17 protein-coding genes are annotated in these 20998 nt (G+C 59.0%); 6 read left to right on the forward strand and 11 right to left on the reverse strand.

Going from position 1 to position 20998, the window contains the following annotated elements; all coding sequences use genetic code 11:
• The first annotated feature begins 123 nt into the window (after nucleotides 1-123).
• Nucleotides 124-2052 (forward strand): methyl-accepting chemotaxis protein, encoded by a 1929-nt coding sequence (locus tag J9788_RS17930; RefSeq protein WP_182265621.1) that lies wholly within the window; start codon nucleotides 124-126, stop codon nucleotides 2050-2052.
• 32 nt (nucleotides 2053-2084) lie between these two features.
• Here J9788_RS17930 and J9788_RS17935 read toward each other — a convergent pair whose 3' ends face one another.
• On the reverse strand, nucleotides 2085-2699 hold the full coding sequence (locus tag J9788_RS17935) for a histidine phosphatase family protein (protein ID WP_182265620.1): 615 nt from the start codon (nucleotides 2697-2699) through the stop codon (nucleotides 2085-2087).
• A gap of 131 nt (nucleotides 2700-2830) precedes the next feature.
• Between J9788_RS17935 and yiiM the strand changes: the two genes are divergently transcribed.
• Nucleotides 2831-3502 (forward strand): 6-hydroxyaminopurine reductase, encoded by a 672-nt coding sequence (gene yiiM, locus J9788_RS17940; RefSeq protein ID WP_015376169.1) that lies wholly within the window; start codon nucleotides 2831-2833, stop codon nucleotides 3500-3502.
• 101 nt (nucleotides 3503-3603) lie between these two features.
• Nucleotides 3604-4383 carry a class I SAM-dependent methyltransferase gene (locus tag J9788_RS17945; RefSeq protein ID WP_046898780.1) on the forward strand — a complete coding sequence of 260 codons (780 nt, stop codon included), beginning with the start codon at nucleotides 3604-3606 and terminating at the stop codon, nucleotides 4381-4383.
• Nucleotides 4384-4393: 10 nt separating this feature from the next.
• Here the strand turns inward: J9788_RS17945 and J9788_RS17950 are convergent, their stop codons facing one another.
• Nucleotides 4394-4756, reverse strand: coding sequence for a YibL family ribosome-associated protein (locus tag J9788_RS17950; protein ID WP_015376167.1), 363 nt, complete (start codon nucleotides 4754-4756; stop codon nucleotides 4394-4396).
• 73 nt (nucleotides 4757-4829) lie between these two features.
• Nucleotides 4830-6296 carry a PLP-dependent aminotransferase family protein gene (locus tag J9788_RS17955; RefSeq protein ID WP_046898779.1) on the reverse strand — a complete coding sequence of 489 codons (1467 nt, stop codon included), beginning with the start codon at nucleotides 6294-6296 and terminating at the stop codon, nucleotides 4830-4832.
• Nucleotides 6297-6444: 148 nt separating this feature from the next.
• Here J9788_RS17955 and J9788_RS17960 point away from each other — a divergent pair, with 148 nt between their 5' ends.
• Nucleotides 6445-7053 carry a LysE family translocator gene (locus J9788_RS17960; RefSeq protein ID WP_046898778.1) on the forward strand — a complete coding sequence of 203 codons (609 nt, stop codon included), beginning with the start codon at nucleotides 6445-6447 and terminating at the stop codon, nucleotides 7051-7053.
• Here the strand turns inward: J9788_RS17960 and J9788_RS17965 are convergent.
• The 4 genes from J9788_RS17965 to J9788_RS17980 form a co-directional block, all read right to left on the reverse strand.
• Entirely contained in the window at nucleotides 7050-7601 is a 552-nt protein-coding gene (locus tag J9788_RS17965; protein ID WP_046898777.1) for an MltR family transcriptional regulator, read from the reverse strand. The genes J9788_RS17960 and J9788_RS17965 overlap by 4 nt on opposite strands.
• 94 nt (nucleotides 7602-7695) lie before the next feature.
• Entirely contained in the window at nucleotides 7696-8841 is a 1146-nt protein-coding gene (locus tag J9788_RS17970; protein WP_182265619.1) for a mannitol-1-phosphate 5-dehydrogenase, read from the reverse strand.
• Between the two features lie 58 nt (nucleotides 8842-8899).
• Entirely contained in the window at nucleotides 8900-10819 is a 1920-nt protein-coding gene (locus J9788_RS17975; protein WP_182265618.1) for a PTS mannitol transporter subunit IICBA, read from the reverse strand.
• A gap of 699 nt (nucleotides 10820-11518) precedes the next feature.
• Nucleotides 11519-12238: a DUF3053 domain-containing protein gene (locus tag J9788_RS17980; RefSeq protein ID WP_046898774.1), complete on the reverse strand. Its 720-nt coding sequence runs from the start codon at nucleotides 12236-12238 to the stop codon at nucleotides 11519-11521.
• A 219-nt stretch (nucleotides 12239-12457) separates the two neighbouring features.
• Between J9788_RS17980 and J9788_RS17985 the strand changes: the two genes are divergently transcribed.
• Nucleotides 12458-13462, forward strand: a complete 1005-nt coding sequence (locus J9788_RS17985; RefSeq protein WP_060660858.1) for a Fic family protein — start codon at nucleotides 12458-12460, stop codon at nucleotides 13460-13462.
• A gap of 40 nt (nucleotides 13463-13502) precedes the next feature.
• On the opposite strand, the gene glyS is transcribed toward J9788_RS17985, so the two are convergent.
• Both glyS and glyQ read right to left on the reverse strand, forming a co-directional pair.
• Nucleotides 13503-15572, reverse strand: a complete 2070-nt coding sequence (gene glyS, locus J9788_RS17990; protein ID WP_182265617.1) for a glycine--tRNA ligase subunit beta — start codon at nucleotides 15570-15572, stop codon at nucleotides 13503-13505.
• Nucleotides 15573-15581: 9 nt separating this feature from the next.
• Complete coding sequence (gene glyQ / locus J9788_RS17995; protein WP_004933966.1) at nucleotides 15582-16499, reverse strand: glycine--tRNA ligase subunit alpha; 918 nt, start codon at nucleotides 16497-16499, stop codon at nucleotides 15582-15584.
• Between the two features lie 466 nt (nucleotides 16500-16965).
• Between glyQ and J9788_RS18000 the strand changes: the two genes are divergently transcribed.
• Nucleotides 16966-17640: an acyl-homoserine-lactone synthase gene (locus J9788_RS18000; protein ID WP_042783396.1), complete on the forward strand. Its 675-nt coding sequence runs from the start codon at nucleotides 16966-16968 to the stop codon at nucleotides 17638-17640.
• Here the strand turns inward: J9788_RS18000 and J9788_RS18005 are convergent.
• The gene (locus J9788_RS18005) at nucleotides 17587-18333 is read right to left on the reverse strand and encodes a LuxR family transcriptional regulator (RefSeq protein ID WP_033645125.1); all 747 of its coding nucleotides are present in this window, start codon (nucleotides 18331-18333) and stop codon (nucleotides 17587-17589) included. The two genes, J9788_RS18000 and J9788_RS18005, sit on opposite strands and share 54 nt — an antisense overlap.
• A 585-nt stretch (nucleotides 18334-18918) precedes the next feature.
• Nucleotides 18919-20907 (reverse strand): autotransporter outer membrane beta-barrel domain-containing protein, encoded by a 1989-nt coding sequence (locus J9788_RS18010; protein WP_182265616.1) that lies wholly within the window; start codon nucleotides 20905-20907, stop codon nucleotides 18919-18921.
• Between the last annotated feature and the right edge of the window lie 91 nt (nucleotides 20908-20998).

The raw sequence follows: 20998 nt of genomic DNA on the forward strand, positions 1-20998 counted from the left end.
CGCCCCCGTTGATGAAGATGCCCGCCGCAGGCGGGTATTTTTTTGCCTGGAATCCGCTAAAGTTTGACCACTTCTTGCCGATGGTTTGTTCAATTGACGTTCGCCCGGAGAAGGAAAAACGCTATGGCGGCATTGCAAGCATTGGCAGAAAAGTTCACCCATCTCACCGTAGGTAAAAAGCTCGGCCTCGGCTTCGCGCTGTTGCTGCTGTTGGCGGTCGTCATCGCCGGCACCGGGGCGCAATACCTGCATATCATCGAATCCCGCGCCGATCGCATCGACTTCAGCAACCGGCTGAACGAGGAGATCAATCAGGCCAAATACAACCGCGCCATGTATGGCCAGACCTACCAGCCGGAATACATTCAGAACAATCGCGCCAATATCGACAACGCCGTCAAACTGATAGACCAGGGGCAGGCGCTGGATTGGGACGCCCAAAGCCGCAAGGATCTGCAGCGTCTGGTGACGCTGATCGGGGAATATCAGCAGCAGCAAAAAGTCTTTGAGCAGGCGGTGGCGGCCAAAGACGCGGTGCGCCAGAGCTGGAACATGTCGGAAGTGCAGGCCAGCCTAAGCCAGGTGGAACGTCAGCTGACCAACGGCGATCTGCAGCTGGCCTTTATCCAGCTGAACCAGAAGCTGACCCAGGTGCGCTACGGCGCACGCGGCCTGCTGCTGAGCCTGAACAAGGAAACCGAGGCGCCGCTGATGGCGGCCATCGACGACGCGCGTGACGCGGCCAACGCCCTGAGCCGCCGGGTCAGCGACGCGCAACGCCCGCAGCTGCAACCGCTGCTCGCCGCTTTGGACGATTACAAAAACCGCATTGCGGCCTACCTGCCGGCCTATGAGCACGAGCAGCAGATCAGCCGGCAGCTCGGTGAACGCGCGCAGGCGATCGGCACGCTGGTGAACGCCTTTATGCAGGACGAGCTGGTGCAGACGCGCAACAACATCAATCTGGCGCAGCTGCAGATGGGCATCACCACCCTGATCGCCATCATCGCCGGAGTGCTTATCGCCTGGCGTATCACGCTGCAGATCACCCGTCCGCTGCACAGCACGCTGGCGATGGCGGAACGCATCGCCAGCGGCGATCTGCGCCAGGCGCAAACCAGCACCCGCCGCGATGAGCTGGGGCAGCTGCTGAACGCGGTGGCGGCGATGAGCCAAAATCTGCGCACCATGATTGAAAAGATCCAGATGGGGGTCAGCCAGGTCTCCACCGCCTCCGCGGAAATCGCCGCCGGCAACACCGATCTCTCTTCCCGCACCGAGCAGCAGGCGGCGGCGGTCGAGGAAACCGCCGCCAGCATGGAACAGCTGACCGCCACGGTGAAACAGAACGCCGACAACGCCCATCATGCCAATCAGCTGGCCACCGACGCCTCGCAGACCGCGCAACAGGGCGGCAAGCTGGTGGAGAACGTGGTCAGCACCATGCGCGATATTTCCAGCAGTTCGCAGCGTATCGCCGAAATTACTACCCTGATCAACGGCATTGCCTTCCAGACCAACATCCTGGCGCTCAACGCCGCGGTGGAAGCGGCGCGCGCCGGCGAACAGGGACGCGGCTTCTCGGTGGTCGCCAGCGAAGTGCGCAGCCTGGCGAGCCGCAGCGCCCAGGCGGCGAAGGAGATCGAAGGGCTGATCGCCGAATCGGTCAGCCGGGTGAAAACCGGCACCGAACTGGTGGAAAGCACCGGCAATACCATGGAGCAGATCGTCCGCTCGGTTACCCACGTGCGCGACATCATGGCCGAGATCGCCGCCGCCTCCGATGAACAGACGCGCGGCATCGCCCAGATTGGCCAGGCGATCGTCGAAATGGACCATACCACTCAGCAGAACGCCGCGCTGGTGGAAGAGTCCGCCGCCGCCGCCGATTCGCTGGAAGAGCAGGCCGACATGCTGTTGCAGAGCGTTTCGGTGTTCCGTTTGGCGGAGCAGACCGAACCCGCCGCCGTGAAAGCCGCCGCGCCGAAAGCGCCGGCCGTAAAACCCGCGGCCGCCAACGCCGCAGCGGAAGAGAACTGGACCACCTTCTGACGCCCTCAGGCGAGGAATAGCCGTTCCTCGCCCTATCTTTGTGGCAACAGGTGGGTCGCGACTCCCCAATTCAACAAGTTAAAACCAGAGGCGGTCGCATCAAGCATTGCGTAGCCGCAATTGCGATGACCGTATCTGCGGAGGTCCTCCTGCGGGTCGGCCCCTTTAAGCCACCAAATCAGTGCCTGCAGAGCATGGCCGTGCGTAACAACAGCAAGCGTTTGATTTTGTCCATCGACAGCCAGATCGGACAGACAAGCCATCAGGCGCCAGGCAACCTCATAAGCATTCTCCCCTCCCGGAGCCGACGCCTCTGCCTTACCGGCAAAGAGGCACTGCGTCGCTTCTGGATAATCGCGCATGGCCTGCGCATAAGATAATCCTTCCAGTCGGCCAAAATCTTGCTCCTGCAAACGCTCATCCATTTGCACAGTGCAGCCACATCTCTCAGCCAACGTCTCCGCTGTCGTAAAAGCCCGGCCAGCCGGTGAACTGATCAACGAAGTGACCGATAACATTTGCAAGCGAGCGCCAAGCCCAGCGATTTGACGTCGCCCCTCTTCTGTCAGCGGACTGTCACTTCGTCCCTGAATAATCCCCGAGCGGTTCCATTCTGACTCCGCATGCCTCAATACAATGAAACGCATGGTTTTTTCTCGACGATAAAAACCTAAATATAGACAGGAAAAACACATCCTTCCGTACAGGTAAACGCCAGGTAGTGTACGAGAACAACTCAGGCTATGCTGAGCCCTCGACGCGAGACACGGAGGCGCACATGCATCACCCAGACGTTTACATCGGCAGCATCCAACCCTATGAAGGCGGGCGCCCCAGCGCCATCGCCAAACGCCAGGTGGATGGCGCCATCCGGCTCACGCCGCTCGGGCTGGAAGGCGACGAACAGGCCGAAAAAAGCTACCACGGCGGGCCGGACCGCGCGCTGTGCCACTACCCGCGCGAGCATTATGCCCACTGGCGCGAGCAGTTTCCGGCGCAGGCCGAGCAATTTTGCGCCCCGGCCTTCGGCGAGAATATCTCCACCGAAGGGCTGACCGAACACAATGTGTTTATGGGCGACATCTTCCGCTGGGGCGAGGCGCTGATCCAGGTCACCCAGCCGCGCTCGCCGTGCTTCAAGCTCAATTATCACTTCGCCATCGAGGACATTTCGGTGCTGATGCAGCAAAGCGGCCGCTGCGGCTGGCTGTATCGGGTGGTGTCGCCGGGCGCGGTCAGCGGCGACCGTCCGCTGGCGCTGGCGGCGCGCAACAGCGATGTGTCGGTGGCCGAAGCCATCGCCATCGCCTGGCACATGCCGTTCGATGCGGAACAGTATCGCCGTCTGTTGGCGGTGGCCGGCCTCTCCGCCAGCTGGAGCAAGACCATGCTCACGCGGCTCGCCGAAGGGCGCCTTGAGGATTTCAACCGCCGCCTGCTCGGCCGTTGAAAGCGCGGGCGGAAAATGAAAAACGTGCGCCGAATGCCGCGTTAACCCTTTTCTTCCGCCTATACTGTAGCCGCACGTTTTTTCAGCCAGGAGCCAGGTATATGACCACCCCGACCCATTCGATTCATCACGCCGCCGCCGAGGGCTATCAGGCCAATGCCGATCGCTATGTGAAAGGCCGGCCGGATTACCCGCCGGAAATCGCCGACTGGCTGCGTGACGTCATCGGCCTGCACGCCGGCATGACGGTCATCGATCTCGGCGCCGGTACCGGCAAGTTCACCCCGCGCCTGCTGGAAACCGGCGCGCAGGTGATCGCCGTCGAACCGGTGCCGCAAATGCTGGAAAAACTGTCGGCGGCGCTGCCGCAGGTGAAAACGCTGGCGGGCACCGCCGACGCGATCCCGCTACCGGACGAGTCGGTGGATGCCGTGGTGTGCGCCCAGTCCTTCCATTGGTTCGCCACGCCGCAGGCGCTGGCGGAAATCCAGCGCATTCTCAAGCCCGGCGGCAAACTCGGCCTGGTGTGGAACATGCGCGATGCGCGCGTCGGTTGGGTGCGTAAACTGAATCAGATCGTCGATAGCCATGAAGGCGATGCGCCGCGTTTCTATACCGGCGAATGGCGCAAATTCTTCCCGTTCAAAGGCTTTGAACCGCTGCAGGAGCAGGTGTTTATGCTCGGCCACCGGGGGGCGGTGGAGGACGTGATCTACAACCGCGTGCGTTCAACCAGCTTTATCGCCGCGCTGCCGCAGGCGCAACAGGAGCAGGTTATCGATCGGTTGCGCCAACTGGTGGCGGAAGAAGAGGAACTGCGGGGCCAGGACACGGTCACCGTGCCCTATCAGACCAAGGCGTATTTCACCACCAAGGTCTGACGCCCGGGATTCAGAACGCTTTCTTGGCGTAGCCGGTGACCGCTTTCAGGCCCATCTCGCGGCCCAGCGCAGTCATCGGGTGCACTACGATCAGCCCGCGCGCGCTTTTCTTCAGCGCGCCCATATCGGCCTGCTCTTTCTTGGTGATCTCGCGGCTGAACGGCAGCTGGCTCAGCTTCTGCGCTTCGGCGCTCAGCTTCTCGCCGCGCACGTTTTTCAGGCGCTCGATCTCCGTCGCCAGCTTCTCTTTCTCTTTGGTGTGCTGCGCGATCAAGTCAGGGTTGCCCTGTTGGATCACGGTGGCGTCTTTGTGGTTCAAGGCGTCCAGCAGGTCGCTCAGGCGCTTGATCTCTGCCTTTTCTTTCTCTTTCATGGTCTCTGGCCCGTTGTGCCCAAAATGGCACTCTAATCAATGATACCGGCATTGTAGCAAAAGGCGCGCGCCGTTACCCGTCCTGCGCAATGCCGGGCGGCAGGCCGCTCATCTCGCAGGCCCTGGCGCCGAGCCGAGCCAGCGCCTGGGTGTAGCGCGCGTTGAACGGGTAGCAGCAGGAGAGCCGCAGCGCGTTGCGGTAGCGCCCGCTCGGGGAATACAGGGTGCCCGGCGTCAAACAGATCTGCTCCTCCAGCAGCTGATGGAACAGCGCCACGCTGTCCACGCCGGGGGGGAATTCGACCCAGAACACGAAGCCGCCCGCCGGCTGCGTGGCCAGCGTGCCGCGCGGGAAATGCCGGGCGATCAGCGCCCTCGCCTCGTCGACCTGCGCCGCATAGCGCTTGCGCAGGTTGCGCAAATGGTGATCGTAGCCGCCGCTCTCCAGGAAGGTCGCCAGCGTTTCCGACAGCAGCTGCGACTCGGACATCGACGACACCGCCTTCAGCTTGCGCAACGCCTCGTGAAAACGGCCGCCGCAGATCCAGCCGACGCGAAAATCCGGCGCCAGCGTTTTGGTGAAGCTGGAGCAAAACAGCACCCAGCCGTCGCGATCGAACGCCTTCACCGCCGGCGACAGCGCCCCGCCGAACTGGATCTCGGCATACAGCCCGTCTTCAATCAACGGCACCTGATGATCGTTCATCAGCCGCGCCAGCCGCTTTTTCGCGGCCAGCGGCATAGTGCAACCCAGCGGGTTTTGCACCGTCGGCATGGCGATCACCGCATTCAGCCGCTTCTCGTTCAGCAGCAGCTCCAGCGCGTCCAGCGACAGCCCCAGCTGGGGATCGGTAGGGATTTCCAGCGCTTTCAGCCCCAGGCTGGCCAGCAGCGGCAGCAGATAAAAGTAGGTCGGCGACTCCAGCCCGACGCAGTCGCCCGGTTTGGTGGTGACGCGCAGCGCCAGCTGCAGCGCCTCCATGCAGCCGTGGGTCAACACCACGTCGCCCGGCTCCAACAGCATGCCGAGCGTCATTGAGCGGCGGGCGATCTGCTGACGCAGCCGCAGGCTGCCGGGCGGCAACGGATATTGTCCGATCAGACCCGGCTGGCGGCGCAGTTGGGAAGACAGCATGCGCCCCAGTTTGCCGCCGGGATAGAAATCGCTGGTCTGCGGGCAGGCCAGCGCAATGTTGGTGAAGGCCGGATTCTGCTGGGCGGCGAACACCGTATCGATCAACGCCAGCACGTCGTCCGCCGGCGGCTCGATGCGGCTGCTGGGCGCCGAGGCCATCTTCAGCGCCGGCAGCGTGCTGCGGACATAAAACCCCGACTGCGGCCGCGCTTCGATCAGCCCGCGATCCTCCAGCGTGCGGTAAGCCGACACCACGGTATTGATGCTGACGCGATGGGTTTGCGCACAGCGCCGCACCGAAGGCAAGCGGTCGCCGGGCTGCAGCGTGCCGCGGCGAATGGCTTCGGCCAGCGTATCCGCCAGCTGCAGGTAACGGGTATCCGGGGTTTCATCGAGCAAGGTCACAGTTTCTCTCCAGGCAATGGGTACAGTTTACATTTCATACAACTGTAACCATGACAATATCCGATTTGTGATTCTGTCACCATCCCATCGCAGCGATTATGCTGATCCTCTCGTTATTACCGTCATTTTCACGTTCAAGGAACCTGCCATGCTGGACTCCGCCTTTGTCAGCTACGTCACCGTCATGTCGATCACCCCCGGTCCCAACAACCTGCTGCTGGCCTCGTCGGGCGTTAACTTCGGCCTGCGCCGCACCCTGCCGATGCTGTTCGGCATCTGCGTCGGTTGTGCGGTACAGCTGGCGATCATTATCCCGCTGCTGGCGCTGGCGCTGAGCTGGGCCGGCGTCATCCGCCTGCCGCTGGCGGTGATCGGCTGCGCCTATCTGCTGTGGTTGTCATGGAAGCTGTTTCAGGCGGCCTCGCCGGACACCAAAGAACAGGCGCAGCCGATGAGCCTGCTCAGCGGCGCGCTGTTTCAGGCGGTCAACCCCAAGGCCTGGCTGATGGTGATCAACGTGGCGATCCTGTTCACCCCGCGCGAAGGCGCCACTTTCGTCCATACGCTGTCTATCATCGCCGGTTTCGCGCTGCTGAACTTGCCGTGCGTGCTGCTGTGGGCGGTGTTGGGTGACCGGTTGCGCAACGCGCTGCGGGTCACCTGGAAACTGCGCGCCTTCAACGGCGTGATGTCCGGGCTGATGGCCGCCACCGCGCTGTGGTTGCTGTTCGACGAATGGCGCGCGGCCTTTGCTTAGCCGCGGCCGAGAGGAGAGAGTCGGGAAGGTTGTTTGGCGCCGATGCCGGCGATCAGGTCGGTAATGGACAGCACCATGGTGGAGCGCACCATCTGCTGATAACGCTGGCGCTGCATGGCGATCAGCGCTTCATCCGCCTCGCCCGGCTGCAGGAAGGTCGGCACCGGCGGCAGCGCGGCCACGCAGTGCAGCTCGCCGAACGGCCCGAGGATTTCGTCGTCGACGAAGCGGTATTCCGAACCGTCGTGGTTCAGCTCTTCGCGCATCGCCATCAGCAGCTCGGCGTCTTCATATTCGTGGCGGGAAATCACCCCCAGCCCGTACATCAGCTTCAGACGCACCGACAGATCCCCCAGCGGGCCGCTGCCGGACAATAGCGGTTCGACGGCATATTTCACCGCGTAGTCGTCCTTGCGGAATACCTGCACCACCAGCACGTTGAGCGCTTCCGCCAGCAGCTCTACCGCTGCGATCAGGAAGCTGCGCACCGTTTTGCCCGCGTTCAGCTTTTCCAGAACCTGGTTTTCAAATGCCTGTGCTTCTTCCATCGTCGCTTTTCGAAAGGCGTGGGGAGGGCCGTCGATGCCGAACTCGGGTTGCAGGAGCGCAGCAAGCTGCGCTCGGGTGTTCATCATCACGATTCTACTTGTGCATGGCGTTATACACAGCAACGGCCTGTTCTACAACCTCGCTTTCCGCCGGCAGGCCGGAAATTTGCGCCAGCGCGGCTTTCGGCCCGAGCGTGTTCAGCAGTTCCGCCAGTTCCTGCGCCTGCGGATCCTGTTCGCTGCGGTAGCTCATGGCGGCGGCGATGCCCTGGATCAGGTTGGCATGCGGCAGGCCGTATTCCAGCGTGCCCAGCAGCGGTTTGATCAGGCGATCGCCGGCGCTCAGTTTGCGCAGCGGCTGGCGCCCCACGCGCTCGACGTCATCGTGCAGATACGGGTTTTCGAAGCGGCCGAGGATTTTGTTGATGTAGGCGGCGTGCTTGTCGGCGTCGAAGCCGTAGCGTTTGATCAGCACCGCGCCGCTCTCTTCCATCGCCCCTTTCACCACCCGGCGGATCGCCGGATCGAGAATGGCGTCGCGAATGGTTTGCAGCCCGGCCCGTTGGCCGAGGTAGGCGGTGATCGCGTGGCCGGTGTTGAGGGTGAACAGCTTGCGCTCGACGAAGGCCATCAGGTTGTCGGTCAGCTCCATGCCGGCGATCGCCGGAGGCTGGCCTTTAAACTGCGTCTGATCGACGATCCATTCGCTGAAGGTTTCCACCGTCACTTCCAGCGGATCGCTGCTGTCCGCCGGCGGCACGATGCGATCGACCGCCGAATCGACGAAGCCGACATGCTGCTCAACCCATGCCTGCTCATCCTGCGGCAGCGCGGCGAACACGTGCTGCTTCAGCTGGCTGGTGCCGCGCACCATGTTCTCGCAGGCGATGATGTTCAGCGGCTGCACATTGCCCTGCTGATGGCGCAGCACCAGTCCTTTGGCGATCGTGCCGGCGATTTTGGCGAGAATTTGCGGACCCACGGCGGTGGTCACCAGATCCGCCTCGGCGATCAGCGCCACCGCGGCTTCGCCGCCGCTGTTGACGGCGCTGACGTTGGTGACGTTCTCCACGCGCTCTTGCTCGCCCACCACATGCACCGAGTAGCTTTTTCGGCTGTTCAGCAGATCCAGCACCGTTTGATTGACGTCGGCGAAGGTCACCTCAACGCCCGCGTCCGCCAGCAGCTTGCCGATAAAACCGCGGCCGATGTTCCCTGCGCCAAAATGTAATGCTTTCATAACTCTACCTTCTTAATGTCGAAGGGTGCAGCAAGCTGCACCCTTTAAAATGATTCTGTTATCCGGCTTTTTTGCCGCCGAGCAGGTCCAGCACTTCCTGGACGCTGGTGGTATTCGCCAGCCGCTCGATCACGCTCTCGTCATCCAGCGCGTTGGTCAGGCTGGTGATCACCTGAATATGCTCGTTGTTGCGCGCGGCGATGCCGATCACCAGGCGCGCCACTTCGTCCTCTCCATCGCCGAAGCGCACGCCCTGCGGGTACTGACAGAACACCACGCCGGTGCGCAGCACCCGGTCTTTGGCCTCGATGGTGCCGTGCGGCACGGCGATCGACTCGCCCAGGTAGGTGGAGGTGAGCTTTTCGCGCTCCAGCATCGCCGGCACGTATTCCGCCTCGACGTAGCCGCCCTTCACCAGTTGCTCGCCGGCGAAGCGGATCGCCTGCTCTTTGTCGCTGGCCTGCAGGTTGAGGAACACGTTGCTCTCGCTCAGCTTGAACAGGTTCGGTTCCCCGGCTTCAAAGCTGTCGTCCAACGCGCCCATCACCTTCTGCTGGTTGTCGGTGGTTTTGTTGACCGCCACCAAACGCTCGACCAGATCGCTGTACAGCTTGCTGTCGAGGAAGTTGGTCAGCGAGATGTGCTGGGCCTGCGGCGCGTGGCGCATCGCGCGCTCGGTCAGATCGCGGTGGGTGATCACCAGATCCACGTCGTCCGGCAGGCTGTTGATGGCGCTGTTGGTCACCGAGATATTCTTCAGCCCGGCGTCGGTCACTTTCTTGCGCAGCACCCCGGCGCCCATGGCGCTGGAACCCATGCCCGCATCGCAGGCGACGATGATTTTGCGCACGGTGCTCAGATCGCCGTCGACCGATGCCGGCGCCGCCGCGCCGCCTTTGGACTGCGATTTCATCTCTTGCATGCGACGGGTCGCGGCTTCCAGATCGTCATCCTCTTTCACCTTGGAGGTTTTCAGCAGGAAAGCGGATACCACGAAGGAGACGGCGAAGGCAGCACATACCGCCGCAATGTTGGCGAAGTAAGCGCCTTTCGGCGTCATCGCCAGCACCGCCAAAATCGACCCCGGGGAAGCCGGAGACACCAGGCCGCCGTTCAGCATCGTCAGGGTAAAGACGCCGGTCATGCCGCCCAGGATCACCGCCAGCAGCAGGCGTGGGTTCATCAGCACGTAGGGGAAGTAGATTTCGTGGATGCCGCCCAGGAAGTGAATGATCGCCGCACCGCCGGCGGATTGCTTGGCGCTGCCGCGGCCAAAGAACATGTAGGCCATCAGCACGCCCATGCCCGGGCCTGGGTTGGCTTCTATCAGGAAGAACACCGACTTGCCGGCTTCCGTGGCCTGCTGAATACCCAGCGGCGAGAAGATGCCGTGGTTGATGGCGTTGTTCAGGAACAGGATTTTCGCCGGTTCCACGAAGATGGACGCCAACGGCAGCAGGTTGTTCGTCACCATCACGTGCACGCCCGCGGCCAACAGTTTGGAGAGCACCTCCACCAGCGGCCCGATGCCCAGGAAGGCCAGGATCGCCAGCAGCATGCCGATGATGCCGGCGGAGAAATTGTTCACCAGCATTTCAAAGCCGCTTTTGATCTTGCCGTCCACCCAGCGGTCGAAATGCTTGATGGCCCAGCCGCCCAGCGGGCCGGCGATCATCGCGCCGAGGAACATCGGCATGTCGGCGCCGACGATGACGCCCATGGTGGTGATGGCGCCGACCACGCCGCCGCGATCGCCGCCCACCAGCCGCCCGCCGGTGTAGCCGATCAGCAGCGGCAGCAGGTAGGTGATCATCGGGCCGACCAGCTTGGCCAAGGTCTCATTCGGCAGCCAGCCGGTTGGAATGAATAGCGCGGTGATAATCCCCCAGGCGATAAAGGCGCCGATGTTGGGCATCACCATGTTGCTCAGGAAGCGGCCAAAGTTTTGCACTTTAACCTTGATGTCTGGTGAAAACATAAAACACACCCCTATTGTTACGCGCTGACAATAGAGCGCGTGATTATTGTTGTGACGATCCAGCCGTGTTGCCGCTGTATGCGAAACGGACTCTATCACGCTGTTTTTGTCACGCGAACTTCACGGATTTTTTGTGATACAAATCACATACAACACCCCAGCAAACCCTCATTTATAGTGATTTAGATCACATTTATGACGTGTAAAAAAAGCACAACGAGAAAAAAATCGCCTTAAAACCCGAAATAAAGTGATGTCAGTCACACTTTCAACTTTGTGTTTTGTTTTTAAATTGCGACAAGCATCACAATTTATTTTTAGCTGCCGCGCCCGATAACCACGCGCTGTTTGATCTTCCCTGTGAGCACTCATCCCGCCGGGAACTAGCGAAGTGATGAGTGAAAGAAAACTACATTGCCTAATGAATGGATTAATTGAAGTGTAGTACAGAAGCCTGCGCAATAAGCCAGCAAGCTATTGGAAACGCTGAGGGGAAATAAAACAGGCCGGCAATGCCGGCCTTTAGCTGCTGACAAAGGAGGAAAAAGCGTGGTTTTTCCTCCTTTGTGGTGAGCAGCCGAAAATCAATGAATTGATTTTCCTTATTCTTATATGTTGCCTTCTATAAACCCGGCAACGTCTTCAAGGTTGGTATTAACCTCAGGCCGGCAATGCTGGCCTGTCTCATGCGTGGGCGCGTTATTGCATCACGCTTTGAATGGTTTTCTGCGCATTCATCAGGTTCTGCTGCTTAGCCACCAGATTCGACATCATGGTGTTGTATTGCGCCACCTGCTGCGCAGTGCGGAACTGCACGCCGTTGTTGTTGAAGCTGACCTGATTGCCCTGGCTCTGCAAGAAGTCGCCGACCTGCACCAGATCCTGCACAAAGCTGGCGGTGGTCGGGATCGCCGGCATCAAGGCGTTGGCCGGTGCGGTGACGATCTTGTCATAGGCCTGGTTGTACACCGCCTTGAGATCGTCAGGCTGCTTCAGCGCCGCGTGGGCAGTATCCGCCTGCGATTTGGCCGACTGGATCTGCTGGCCCAACAGGTTCAACGCCCCGACCGATTGCTGCAGCGCGTCGCGTTTGTTCAGGTAGTCCTGCGCGGTGCGGATCTGGTTAATCTGATCCAGCGCCGGGGTCAGGCTGGCGCCGACCGACTTGGACAACTGCTGAGAAAAACCGACCAAAATCGCGTAATCACCGGCATAGTTGCCGAACTTCTGTTTCTGGTCTTCGCTCAGCGTGGGGATGTTCGCCCCGCTGCGCATCACGGTATTCTGTAAGTAATCGATAAATGCTTTGCGCTGTTCCGGCTCTTTATCGCCGCAGGCGGTCAATTGCATGACCACCAACAATGCCAATACCGGTGCCAACCAACGCGCGAAACCTCTGCTCTGGATCCCTACCGCCATGTGACATAACTCCTGTTATAAACCTGCTTTTTCATTGGACTCCGCCCCTTTTTCCGCACTCCGTGCGCCTATAAGAATAGATCAACTGGCGGCGTTCCGATACGCGATTCCACTTGCGGTGAACATTGTCTCGGCCGGAGGCGGTTGAAAACGGCGTACTGCACGTGCCACGCACGCATGGTACACTTTTCCTACGTTTATCGTCGGGCCAACTTGCTCATGTCCTCTTATCAGCCACCGTTGACCATCACGCCCTCCATTCTGCATCTGGCGACAGACGTCGGCGCCGCATTGGCCCGTTTGACGATACAAGCGGAACAAGAGCATGCGTTGCGGCTAAGGCGCATCAATCGGATCCGCACTATTCAAGGTTCGTTGGCGATCGAAGGCAATACCCTGAGCGAAGAGCAGATCACCGCTATCATCGCAGGTAAGCGCGTCATCGCCCCTCCGCGTGACGTTCAGGAAGCAATGAATGCCATCCATTGCTATACCAACCTGAATCATTGGCATCCCGAAAATGAACGCGATCTGCTTGCCGCACATGGGATGTTGATGAACAGCTTACTGCCTGATGCTGGCCGCTATCGTCAAAGCGGCGTCGGCGTGATGAACGGCAATGTCGTTATCCATATGGCTCCACCGGCGGAACGCGTACCGTTGCTAATCCGTCAATTGCTCATCTGGCTGCAACAAACCGACCTGCCACCGCTGATCGGCAGCTGTGTATTTCACTATGAATTCGAATTTATCCATCCCTTTGCCGATGGAAACGGCCGTATGGGACGGTTGTGGCAAACGCTGATTTTGTCACGCTGGGATCCGTTGTTCGCCAACGTGCCGGTTGAGAGCCTGGTACATGATAACCAGCCCGGATATTACCAGGCTCTGAATGCCAGCAACCAAAAGACCGATTGCTCACCCTTCGTTGAATTCATGCTGGAAATGATTCTAAAAGCGCTTGAGCTGAGCATTACCCCCCAAGTCACCCCCCAAGTCACCCCCCAAGTCGCTGACTTGCTAGCGGCGCTGCAAGGGGAGATGTCGCGAGAAGCGCTCCAGAATGTTCTACAGTTGCAAGATCGAAAATCTTTCCGCGAGCGCTATCTACAGCCGGCCTTGAATGCGGGTTGGATTGAAATGACGCTACCGGATAAACCCAAGAGCCGTTTACAACGCTATCGCTTGACCGCTGCCGGTATCAGACTGTTACGCCAACCATAAAAAAGGCGCCCGAGGGCGCCTTTTCACAGCAAAGAATCGCTTATTGCAGCACGGAGATATCCGCCACCTGCAGGAACAGCTCGCGCAGTTTGCTCAGCAGCGTCAGACGGTTAACGCGCACTTCCGCATCGTCCGCCATCACCATCACGTTGTCGAAGAACGCATCCACCGGCTCACGCAGCGCGGCCAGTTCCACCAGCGCTTCCTGGTAGTTGCCCGCCGCGAAGTACGGCTGCAACTTGTCGCGCAGCACCACCAGGTGAGTCGCCAGCTGGATCTCAGCCGCATCCTTCAGCACCGAGGCGCGCACGCTGTCGTTCAGCGTTTCGCTAGACTTGGCCAGAATGTTGGAGACGCGTTTGTTGGCCGCAGCCAATGCCGCCGCCTCGTCCAGCGTGCGGAAATGGGATACCGCCTTGACGCGCGCGTCGAAGTCGGCCGGTTTGGTCGGACGGCGCGCCAGCACCGCCTGAATGGTATCGACCGCGTGGCCTTCTTCCTGATACCAGGCGCGGAAGCGGCCCAGCATGAATTCCACCACGTCGTCGACCACCTTGGCATTGGTCAACTTGCTGCCGTACAGGCGCACGGCCTCTTCGGTCAGAGTCTGCAGATCCAACGGCAGGTTTTTCTCGACGATGATGCGCAACACGCCCAGCGCGGCGCGGCGCAGCGCGAACGGGTCTTTATCGCCTTTCGGATGCTGCCCGATGCCGAAGATGCCGGCCAGGGTGTCCATCTTGTCGGCGATCGCCAGCGAGCAGGCCACCAGCGACTGCGGCAGCGCATCACCGGCGTAGCGCGGCTGATACTGCTCGTTCAGCGCAACGGCGATGTCTTCCGCCTCACCGTCGTGGCGCGCATAGTGCATGCCCATCACGCCCTGGGTGTCGGTGAATTCGAACACCATGTTGGTCATCAGGTCGCACTTCGACAACAGGCCAGCGCGGGTGGCGTGGTTGACGTCGGCGCCAATCTGGCCGGCAACCCAGCCCGCCAGCGCCTGGATGCGATCGGTTTTGTCGCGCAGGGTGCCCAGCTGCTGTTGGAACAGCACGGTTTCCAGGCGCGGCAGGTTGTCTTCCAGACGTTTTTTGCGGTCGGTGTTGAAGAAGAACTCGGCGTCGGCCAAACGCGGACGCACCACCTTCTCGTTGCCGGAGATGATCTGCTGCGGGTCTTTCGACTCGATGTTGGCCACGAAGATAAAGTTAGGCAGCAGTTTGCCTGCGGCGTCGTACACCGGGAAATACTTCTGGTCGCCCTTCATGGTGTACACCAGCGCTTCCGCCGGCACCGCCAGGAATTTCTCTTCGAATTTGGCGGTCAGCACCACCGGCCATTCCACCAGAGAGGCCACTTCTTCCAGCAGGCTGTCGCTCAGATCGGCCTTGCCGCCGATCTTCTGCGCCGCCAGTTCGGCGTCGCGTTTGATAAGGGCTTTGCGCGCTTCGTAGTCAGCGACCACTTTGCCGCGCTCCAGCAGGATCTGCGGGTATTGGTCGGCATTGTCGAGGGTGAACTCGGCTTCGCCCATGAAGCGGTGGCCGCGCACGGTGCGCGCGGATTCGATGCCCAGCACGGTGCCCGGGATCAGATCGGCGCCCAGCAGCATCGTGACGGTGTGCACCGGACGCACGAACTGCACGTCGGAATCGCCCCAGCGCATCAGTTTCGGGATCGGCAGCTTGCCGAGCGCGGTGCTGACCATGCCGGCCAGCAGTTGTTGCGCCGACTGGCCTTTGACGTGGGCGCGGTACATCAACCACTCGCCCTTGTCGGTCACCAGGCGCTCCGCCTGATCGACGGTGATGCCGCAGCCGCGCGCCCAGCCTTCGGCCGCTTTGCTCGGTTTGCCTTCGGCGTCGAACGCCTGAGCGATCGCCGGGCCGCGTTTTTCAATTTCGCGATCGGCCTGCGCCGCGCTCAGGTTGGCCACTTTCAGCGCCAGGCGGCGCGGTGCAGCGAACCAGCTCACGTTACCGTGTTCCAGGCCGGCGTTGTCCAGCTCGGCGGTGAAGTTGGCGGCGAAAGATTCCGCCAGGGAACGAAGAGCCTTCGGCGGCAGCTCTTCCGTGCCGATTTCCACCAGGAAAGTCTGTTGAGTCATGGCTGCCTCTTAGTTCTCGTTCTTCTTGTTGCACATCGGGAAGCCCAGCGCTTCGCGGGAAGCGTAGTAGGCTTCGGCAACGGCTTTGGTCAGCGTGCGGATACGCAGAATGTAGCGTTGACGCTCGGTCACCGAAATCGCCTTGCGCGCGTCCAGCAGGTTGAAGGTATGGCCCGCCTTCAGGATGCGTTCGTAGGCCGGCAGCGGCAGCGGTTTTTCCAGCGCCAGCAGCGATTGGGCTTCTTTCTCGTACTGCTCGAAGCAGGAGAACAGGAAGTCGACGTCGGCGTATTCGAAGTTGTAGGTGGACTGCTCCACTTCGTTCTGATGGAACACGTCGCCGTAGGTGGTGACGCCCAGCGGGCCGTTGCTCCACACCAGATCGTACACGCTGTCCACGCCCTGGATGTACATCGCCAGACGCTCCAGGCCATAGGTGATCTCGCCGGTCACCGGCTTGCACTCCAGGCCGCCGACCTGCTGGAAGTAGGTGAACTGCGTCACTTCCATGCCGTTCAGCCACACTTCCCAACCCAGGCCCCAGGCACCGAGCGTCGGGTTTTCCCAGTTGTCTTCCACGAAGCGGATGTCGTGGATGGTCGGATCCAGACCCAGCTCTTTCAGCGAGCCCAGGTAGAGTTCCTGAATGTTGTCCGGCGATGGCTTAATCACCACCTGGAACTGGTAGTAGTGCTGCAGACGGTTCGGGTTTTCGCCGTAGCGGCCGTCGGTCGGGCGACGGGATGGCTGCACATAAGCGGCGGCCATCGGCTCCGGCCCCAGTGCGCGCAGGCACGTCATCGGGTGTGAGGTTCCCGCGCCGACTTCCATGTCCAATGGTTGAACGATGGTGCAGCCCTGGCGCGCCCAATAATCCTGCAGTGTCAGGATCAGGCCCTGGAAGGTCTTGGTATCAAACTTTTGCATGTTGAATTCGCACGCGATACAAGTGGATTTATATGGAATGCGCCAGTATACCCTTTGACCGTAAGATATACAGCCAGAATCCGGCAACAAGTGCGAATCGGGGCGAGAAGCGCTGGATTTTCACCCGTCGGTCAAGAAAACCGTCGGCGGCATCGGCGCCGCAGAGGGCGAGATAACCGCACCGCTTTCGCTATCGGCTGGCTTTAGAGAAACGCCGATTCATCCCCCGCTTGCTTCCACTACCGGCAGCTTGAGGCTTCTTCGACAAACAACAGGCGTGTTGAACAACATTCAAATAAGTGAATGGAATGAAAAAAAACATAACTCAGTGTTATATATTTACTTTATTCTCACCGACGCGGCATCGACTGAAATTTACTTGCCATAGTGACTCTGGTAGTATAACAAGAACAAATAACAGCCGCAGCTAAAAAGCCATTTAAGTCGCTTAGGAAAAAGATTGAAAATGATAGAGCTCTTTGACGTAGACTATAATTTGCTGCCAGATAACAGATCGAAAGAACTATTCTCCTTAAGAAAAAAAACGTTTAAAGACCGTTTAGACTGGCTCGTTAATTGCGAAAATAACATGGAGTTTGACGAATACGACAACCGTCACGCCACCTATATTTTCGGCACCTACCAAGATCACGTCATTTGCAGCTTGCGATTTATCGAAACGAAATACCCAAACATGATCAGCGATGGCGTATTCGACAATTACTTTAACGATATAAAACTCCCCGAAGGGAATTACGTTGAAGCCAGCAGATTATTTATAGACAAGGCGCGCATTCAAGCACTTCAACTCCATCAAGCGCCAATTAGCACCATGCTTTTCCTGTCGATGATAAACTATGCAAGAAGCTGCGGCTACGAAGGCATATACGCCATTATCAGTCACCCGATGCGCATTATTTTCCAACGCTCCGGCTGGCATATCTCGGTGGTAAAAACCGGATGCTCCGAAAAGAATAAAAATATTTATCTGATCTATCTGCCGATAGACGATGCCAACCGGAACAGATTGCTGGCGCGCATCAACCAACACGCCACAAAGTGGGATAACCCATTGGATTCCTGGCCATTATCCTTCCGAGTCAGCGAGAAGCGGCCGGATGAGCTGCAGCTCCACACCTAACCTGATGGCATGTTTGGCATTGGTGACGCCAAGCTTTTTGACGGCGTTACCGATGTGATATTTTACGGTGGTGAGTTTTATTCCCAGGATAAGGGCAATTTCTTGATAGGATTTACCTAAGCTCGCCCAGTAGATGATCTCATTTTCACGCTTGGAGAAAAACTCCCGCTGGTTCATTTTTTCAAAGTCAGCAGGCGTGCTCATTTCCTGGTAGAGCGCCGTCATTTTTCCGTGCATGGTAATCAGCAGCATTTGAATTTCGGCCTTATTATTGTCAATCTGCTGTTCAACATCCGCATCACAATGCTTATCCAACATAATGGATAACACCACCAGATTATGATGATGATCGTGCAAGACGAAAGTATACCCATTAATAATATTGTAGTTCTTGGCCATATCAAAAATCTTTGGCAATTTTAATCCTGCGCCAATTTCCAAATCTTTATCCCAGGTAAACGGGGTGATTCTATGTGATGCGGTAATCAAAACGGGATCAATAAACTGATAGTTGTTTTTGATATAAAACTCGAACCACTCAGTCCTATTGGAAATGATTGAAAAGCTAGTCGGATTTCTTTTATTCATTATAGCATAGGCATATTTTATATTATTGTATTTGCTCAGCCCGCGTTCCAACTCTTCTTTTATAGAGGCATTAATGGTTTCATTATTGAAAAAAAAGTTAGACACTCACCAATCCTCTTCAAGAAATAACATCACTATAAAACTGAGAAGAGTATAACCCGGTTGCGCCGCCAAGTAAATTAAACCGACAAGCATAATGGGAAGCGTTAATAATCAACAGGTGTTTTCAAGAGTCAATTAAAATAATTTCGGGAGGGGAATTAATTTAATCGAGAAATAAGCGCGTCGCTGAAGAAGGGGCGGCGGAGGGCATTATCCGGCAAAGAAACACAAATAAAACAAAATCATAACAACCCGGCATCATGACATGCATCTGACAAAAGCGTTCTGTCGCGTTGAAGATGAGAGGGGGCCAGACAGGCAGGCGAAAACGCCCCGCATCAGATGATGGAGGGAAAAAGCCATTGACAGTGAAGATTTGGATATACAATAATAACCAAAATTTTCCCTGGTGTTGGCCAAGTGGCTACCTGATCCTTTATAGGATCAGTTTTTTTTTGTAACGCTGTATTTTACCGTTATGCAATAACGATAAGAACTTTCAGCGATAAATGATAGTTGTACTAAAGTACAGTCTTATCCGCCCACATCGCCTCGCCGTCACAGGCTCCCCCCCCTCCCGAGAGTTTCTCAGAAGCGCGCGCTGACGCCGACGTTATACATAAACTGCTCGCCGCTGCTCAGACCGCCGGTTTGCGAGACGGTGGCGAAGGCCGACACTCTGTCCGTCAACGGCATGTTGGCCCCCAGCGTGACATCCACCCAGTTTTTGTCCTGACCCGCACTGTCGCGAGTAAATGAGGTTTGCGTCGATTTCAGGCCGCCGCCGGCGCGGTAGACGTCATCGCCGAACTGATGCTGATAACTCACTTCCGCATAGGGGTTAAACACGCCGAATTGCGTATCCAACCGCCAGCCCAGCGCGCCGATCTGCGAATGATAAGTTTGATCGTTGAAGCGCATGGCGGTGCTGTCATCACCGTCTTCGCTGTAGCCGGACACCTGGCTGTAATCCCAGGCGAACTGCGCCACCGGCCCGGTGGTGAGGTAAGCAGCGATAGGGAAGTCGTAGCCGGCGGTCACGCGCGCGCCCCACTGCTTGCCGGAGGTCGAACCGGTTTCGGTGCGCGTCAGCGGCCCCAACCGCATGCTGCGGCGGATGTCGTCATAATCCATCGTCGCATAGTGCAGATCGGCATTGACCCAACCCTGCTCGAATATGGCCAGCGAACTGAAGGCGGACAACAGCACCCCACGCGCCTTGTAGTCATAGCGGCTGGAAGGATGCTGATCGTCGTTGGAACCGGCGATCAACGCACCGATCAACCAGCTGTCGGTCAGTTGATAGTCCACGCCGACGGTCAGGTTGTGGGTGGTGGCGTTGCCATCTCCCGCCGCCCGGTTATCGGCATAGTCATAGTGCTGGCCTGCGTAGCCGCCGAACACGCCCAGCGAGCCCTGCGGATTGTCGCCGTTGCGCAGCTGCTGGAAACGGCTGTCGAGCGTGGCGCGGCTGTCACGCGCCATCGCCGCCGTCGCCTGATTCAGCGCCACCACCTGCGCCGGGCCATCCAGCACCGCCTGGATATAATCCGCAATCAGCAGGTGCGCCTGCGGGCTGGGGTGGAAATGGTCGGAGAACAGATAGGACTGGCCGGCGTCGAAGCCGGGCATGTCGGAACGGCAAACCGCCGAGGAAACGCCCGCCGGACAAGCCATGCCGGCCGTGTTGGCGAAGCCGAACTGCGCCGGATTGGCGATCGCTTCGGCGAACAGCTTGTTCACGTCCACCCGCACAATATTGCCGCCCCCCTGCGCCAGCAAACGGTCTTCGCTTTGATTATAGAAATCGGTCAACTGAGCGGCCTGCGCGCTCAGGCTGTCATAGGCCGCCACAAGCTGGGCGGCGATCGCCTGCTGCACCTGAGGGATCACGCTGCCCTGCTTCGCCGCGGCGGTCAACGCCGCGTGGATCGCCTGCGTGCGCGAAGCGTTGTCCGGGGTAGCCACCGAATTGAGCGTGGCATAGGCCGCCTGAATCGCCGCCCCCTGTACCGGCGGCAGCGCCTGCTGAATGATCAGCTCCATCAGCTGCGGCGTGGAGCCGATGTTCGGCACCGTCGGCACGATCACCGTGCCGGCACCGGCGTTCAGCAGCGAATGCACCTGCGCGGCCGCCGCGGCGGCGCTGTTATAGGCCACGCCGGGCGCGGTAGCGGCATTCAGCGCCGCCGCCGCCAGATCGTTGCCGCCGATCCAATGAATATACAAACCGTCGCCGTCGGCCTGGCCATTGACCCGGTTCAGATAGCGCTGCACCTGCTCCTGGGTGTTGTCGGCCGGGTTCAGGCCCGGCACCGCCACGGTGCCGCCGGCGGCGTAGTTTTCACCGCCGTTGTCCGAAGCCACCAGCGCCGCCCCGATGCGTTGCGCCAACGCTTCGTCGTACAGCAGGTGCTGGCTGCCGTCATAGGTGAACCGGCCGTTGTTGCCGGTATCGCTCAGGCTGTCGCCAAAGACGTAGAGTTGATCGTACGCCTGAGCCGGAAGGGTCACACTGCAAAGTAACGCCACTGCAAGCGCCGCCGGGCGGGGCATGCATGTTATTTTTAGAGGCATGAATCGACTCCTGAGAGCCTGCAAATGAAGGCAATGTCGTTTTTATCGTTGGCCGGTTTTCCACCGGCCATGTAGTAACTATTGTCGGCTT

The sequence above is a fragment of the Serratia sp. X10 genome (assembly GCF_017811775.1).
Lineage (GTDB): Bacteria > Pseudomonadota > Gammaproteobacteria > Enterobacterales > Enterobacteriaceae > Serratia > Serratia ureilytica.

Coding starts and splice junctions, on each gene's coding strand:
- J9788_RS17930 (WP_182265621.1), top strand. CDS start 124: ATGGCGGCATTGCAAGCATTGGCAGAAAAGTTCACCCATCTCACCGTA.
- J9788_RS17935 (WP_182265620.1), bottom strand. CDS start 2,699: ATGCGTTTCATTGTATTGAGGCATGCGGAGTCAGAATGGAACCGCTCG.
- yiiM (WP_015376169.1), top strand. CDS start 2,831: ATGCATCACCCAGACGTTTACATCGGCAGCATCCAACCCTATGAAGGC.
- J9788_RS17945 (WP_046898780.1), top strand. CDS start 3,604: ATGACCACCCCGACCCATTCGATTCATCACGCCGCCGCCGAGGGCTAT.
- J9788_RS17950 (WP_015376167.1), bottom strand. CDS start 4,756: ATGAAAGAGAAAGAAAAGGCAGAGATCAAGCGCCTGAGCGACCTGCTG.
- J9788_RS17960 (WP_046898778.1), top strand. CDS start 6,445: ATGCTGGACTCCGCCTTTGTCAGCTACGTCACCGTCATGTCGATCACC.
- J9788_RS17965 (WP_046898777.1), bottom strand. CDS start 7,601: ATGGAAGAAGCACAGGCATTTGAAAACCAGGTTCTGGAAAAGCTGAAC.
- J9788_RS17970 (WP_182265619.1), bottom strand. CDS start 8,841: ATGAAAGCATTACATTTTGGCGCAGGGAACATCGGCCGCGGTTTTATC.
- J9788_RS17975 (WP_182265618.1), bottom strand. CDS start 10,819: ATGTTTTCACCAGACATCAAGGTTAAAGTGCAAAACTTTGGCCGCTTC.
- J9788_RS17980 (WP_046898774.1), bottom strand. CDS start 12,238: ATGGCGGTAGGGATCCAGAGCAGAGGTTTCGCGCGTTGGTTGGCACCG.
- J9788_RS17985 (WP_060660858.1), top strand. CDS start 12,458: ATGTCCTCTTATCAGCCACCGTTGACCATCACGCCCTCCATTCTGCAT.
- glyS (WP_182265617.1), bottom strand. CDS start 15,572: ATGACTCAACAGACTTTCCTGGTGGAAATCGGCACGGAAGAGCTGCCG.
- glyQ (WP_004933966.1), bottom strand. CDS start 16,499: ATGCAAAAGTTTGATACCAAGACCTTCCAGGGCCTGATCCTGACACTG.
- J9788_RS18000 (WP_042783396.1), top strand. CDS start 16,966: ATGATAGAGCTCTTTGACGTAGACTATAATTTGCTGCCAGATAACAGA.
- J9788_RS18010 (WP_182265616.1), bottom strand. CDS start 20,907: ATGCCTCTAAAAATAACATGCATGCCCCGCCCGGCGGCGCTTGCAGTG.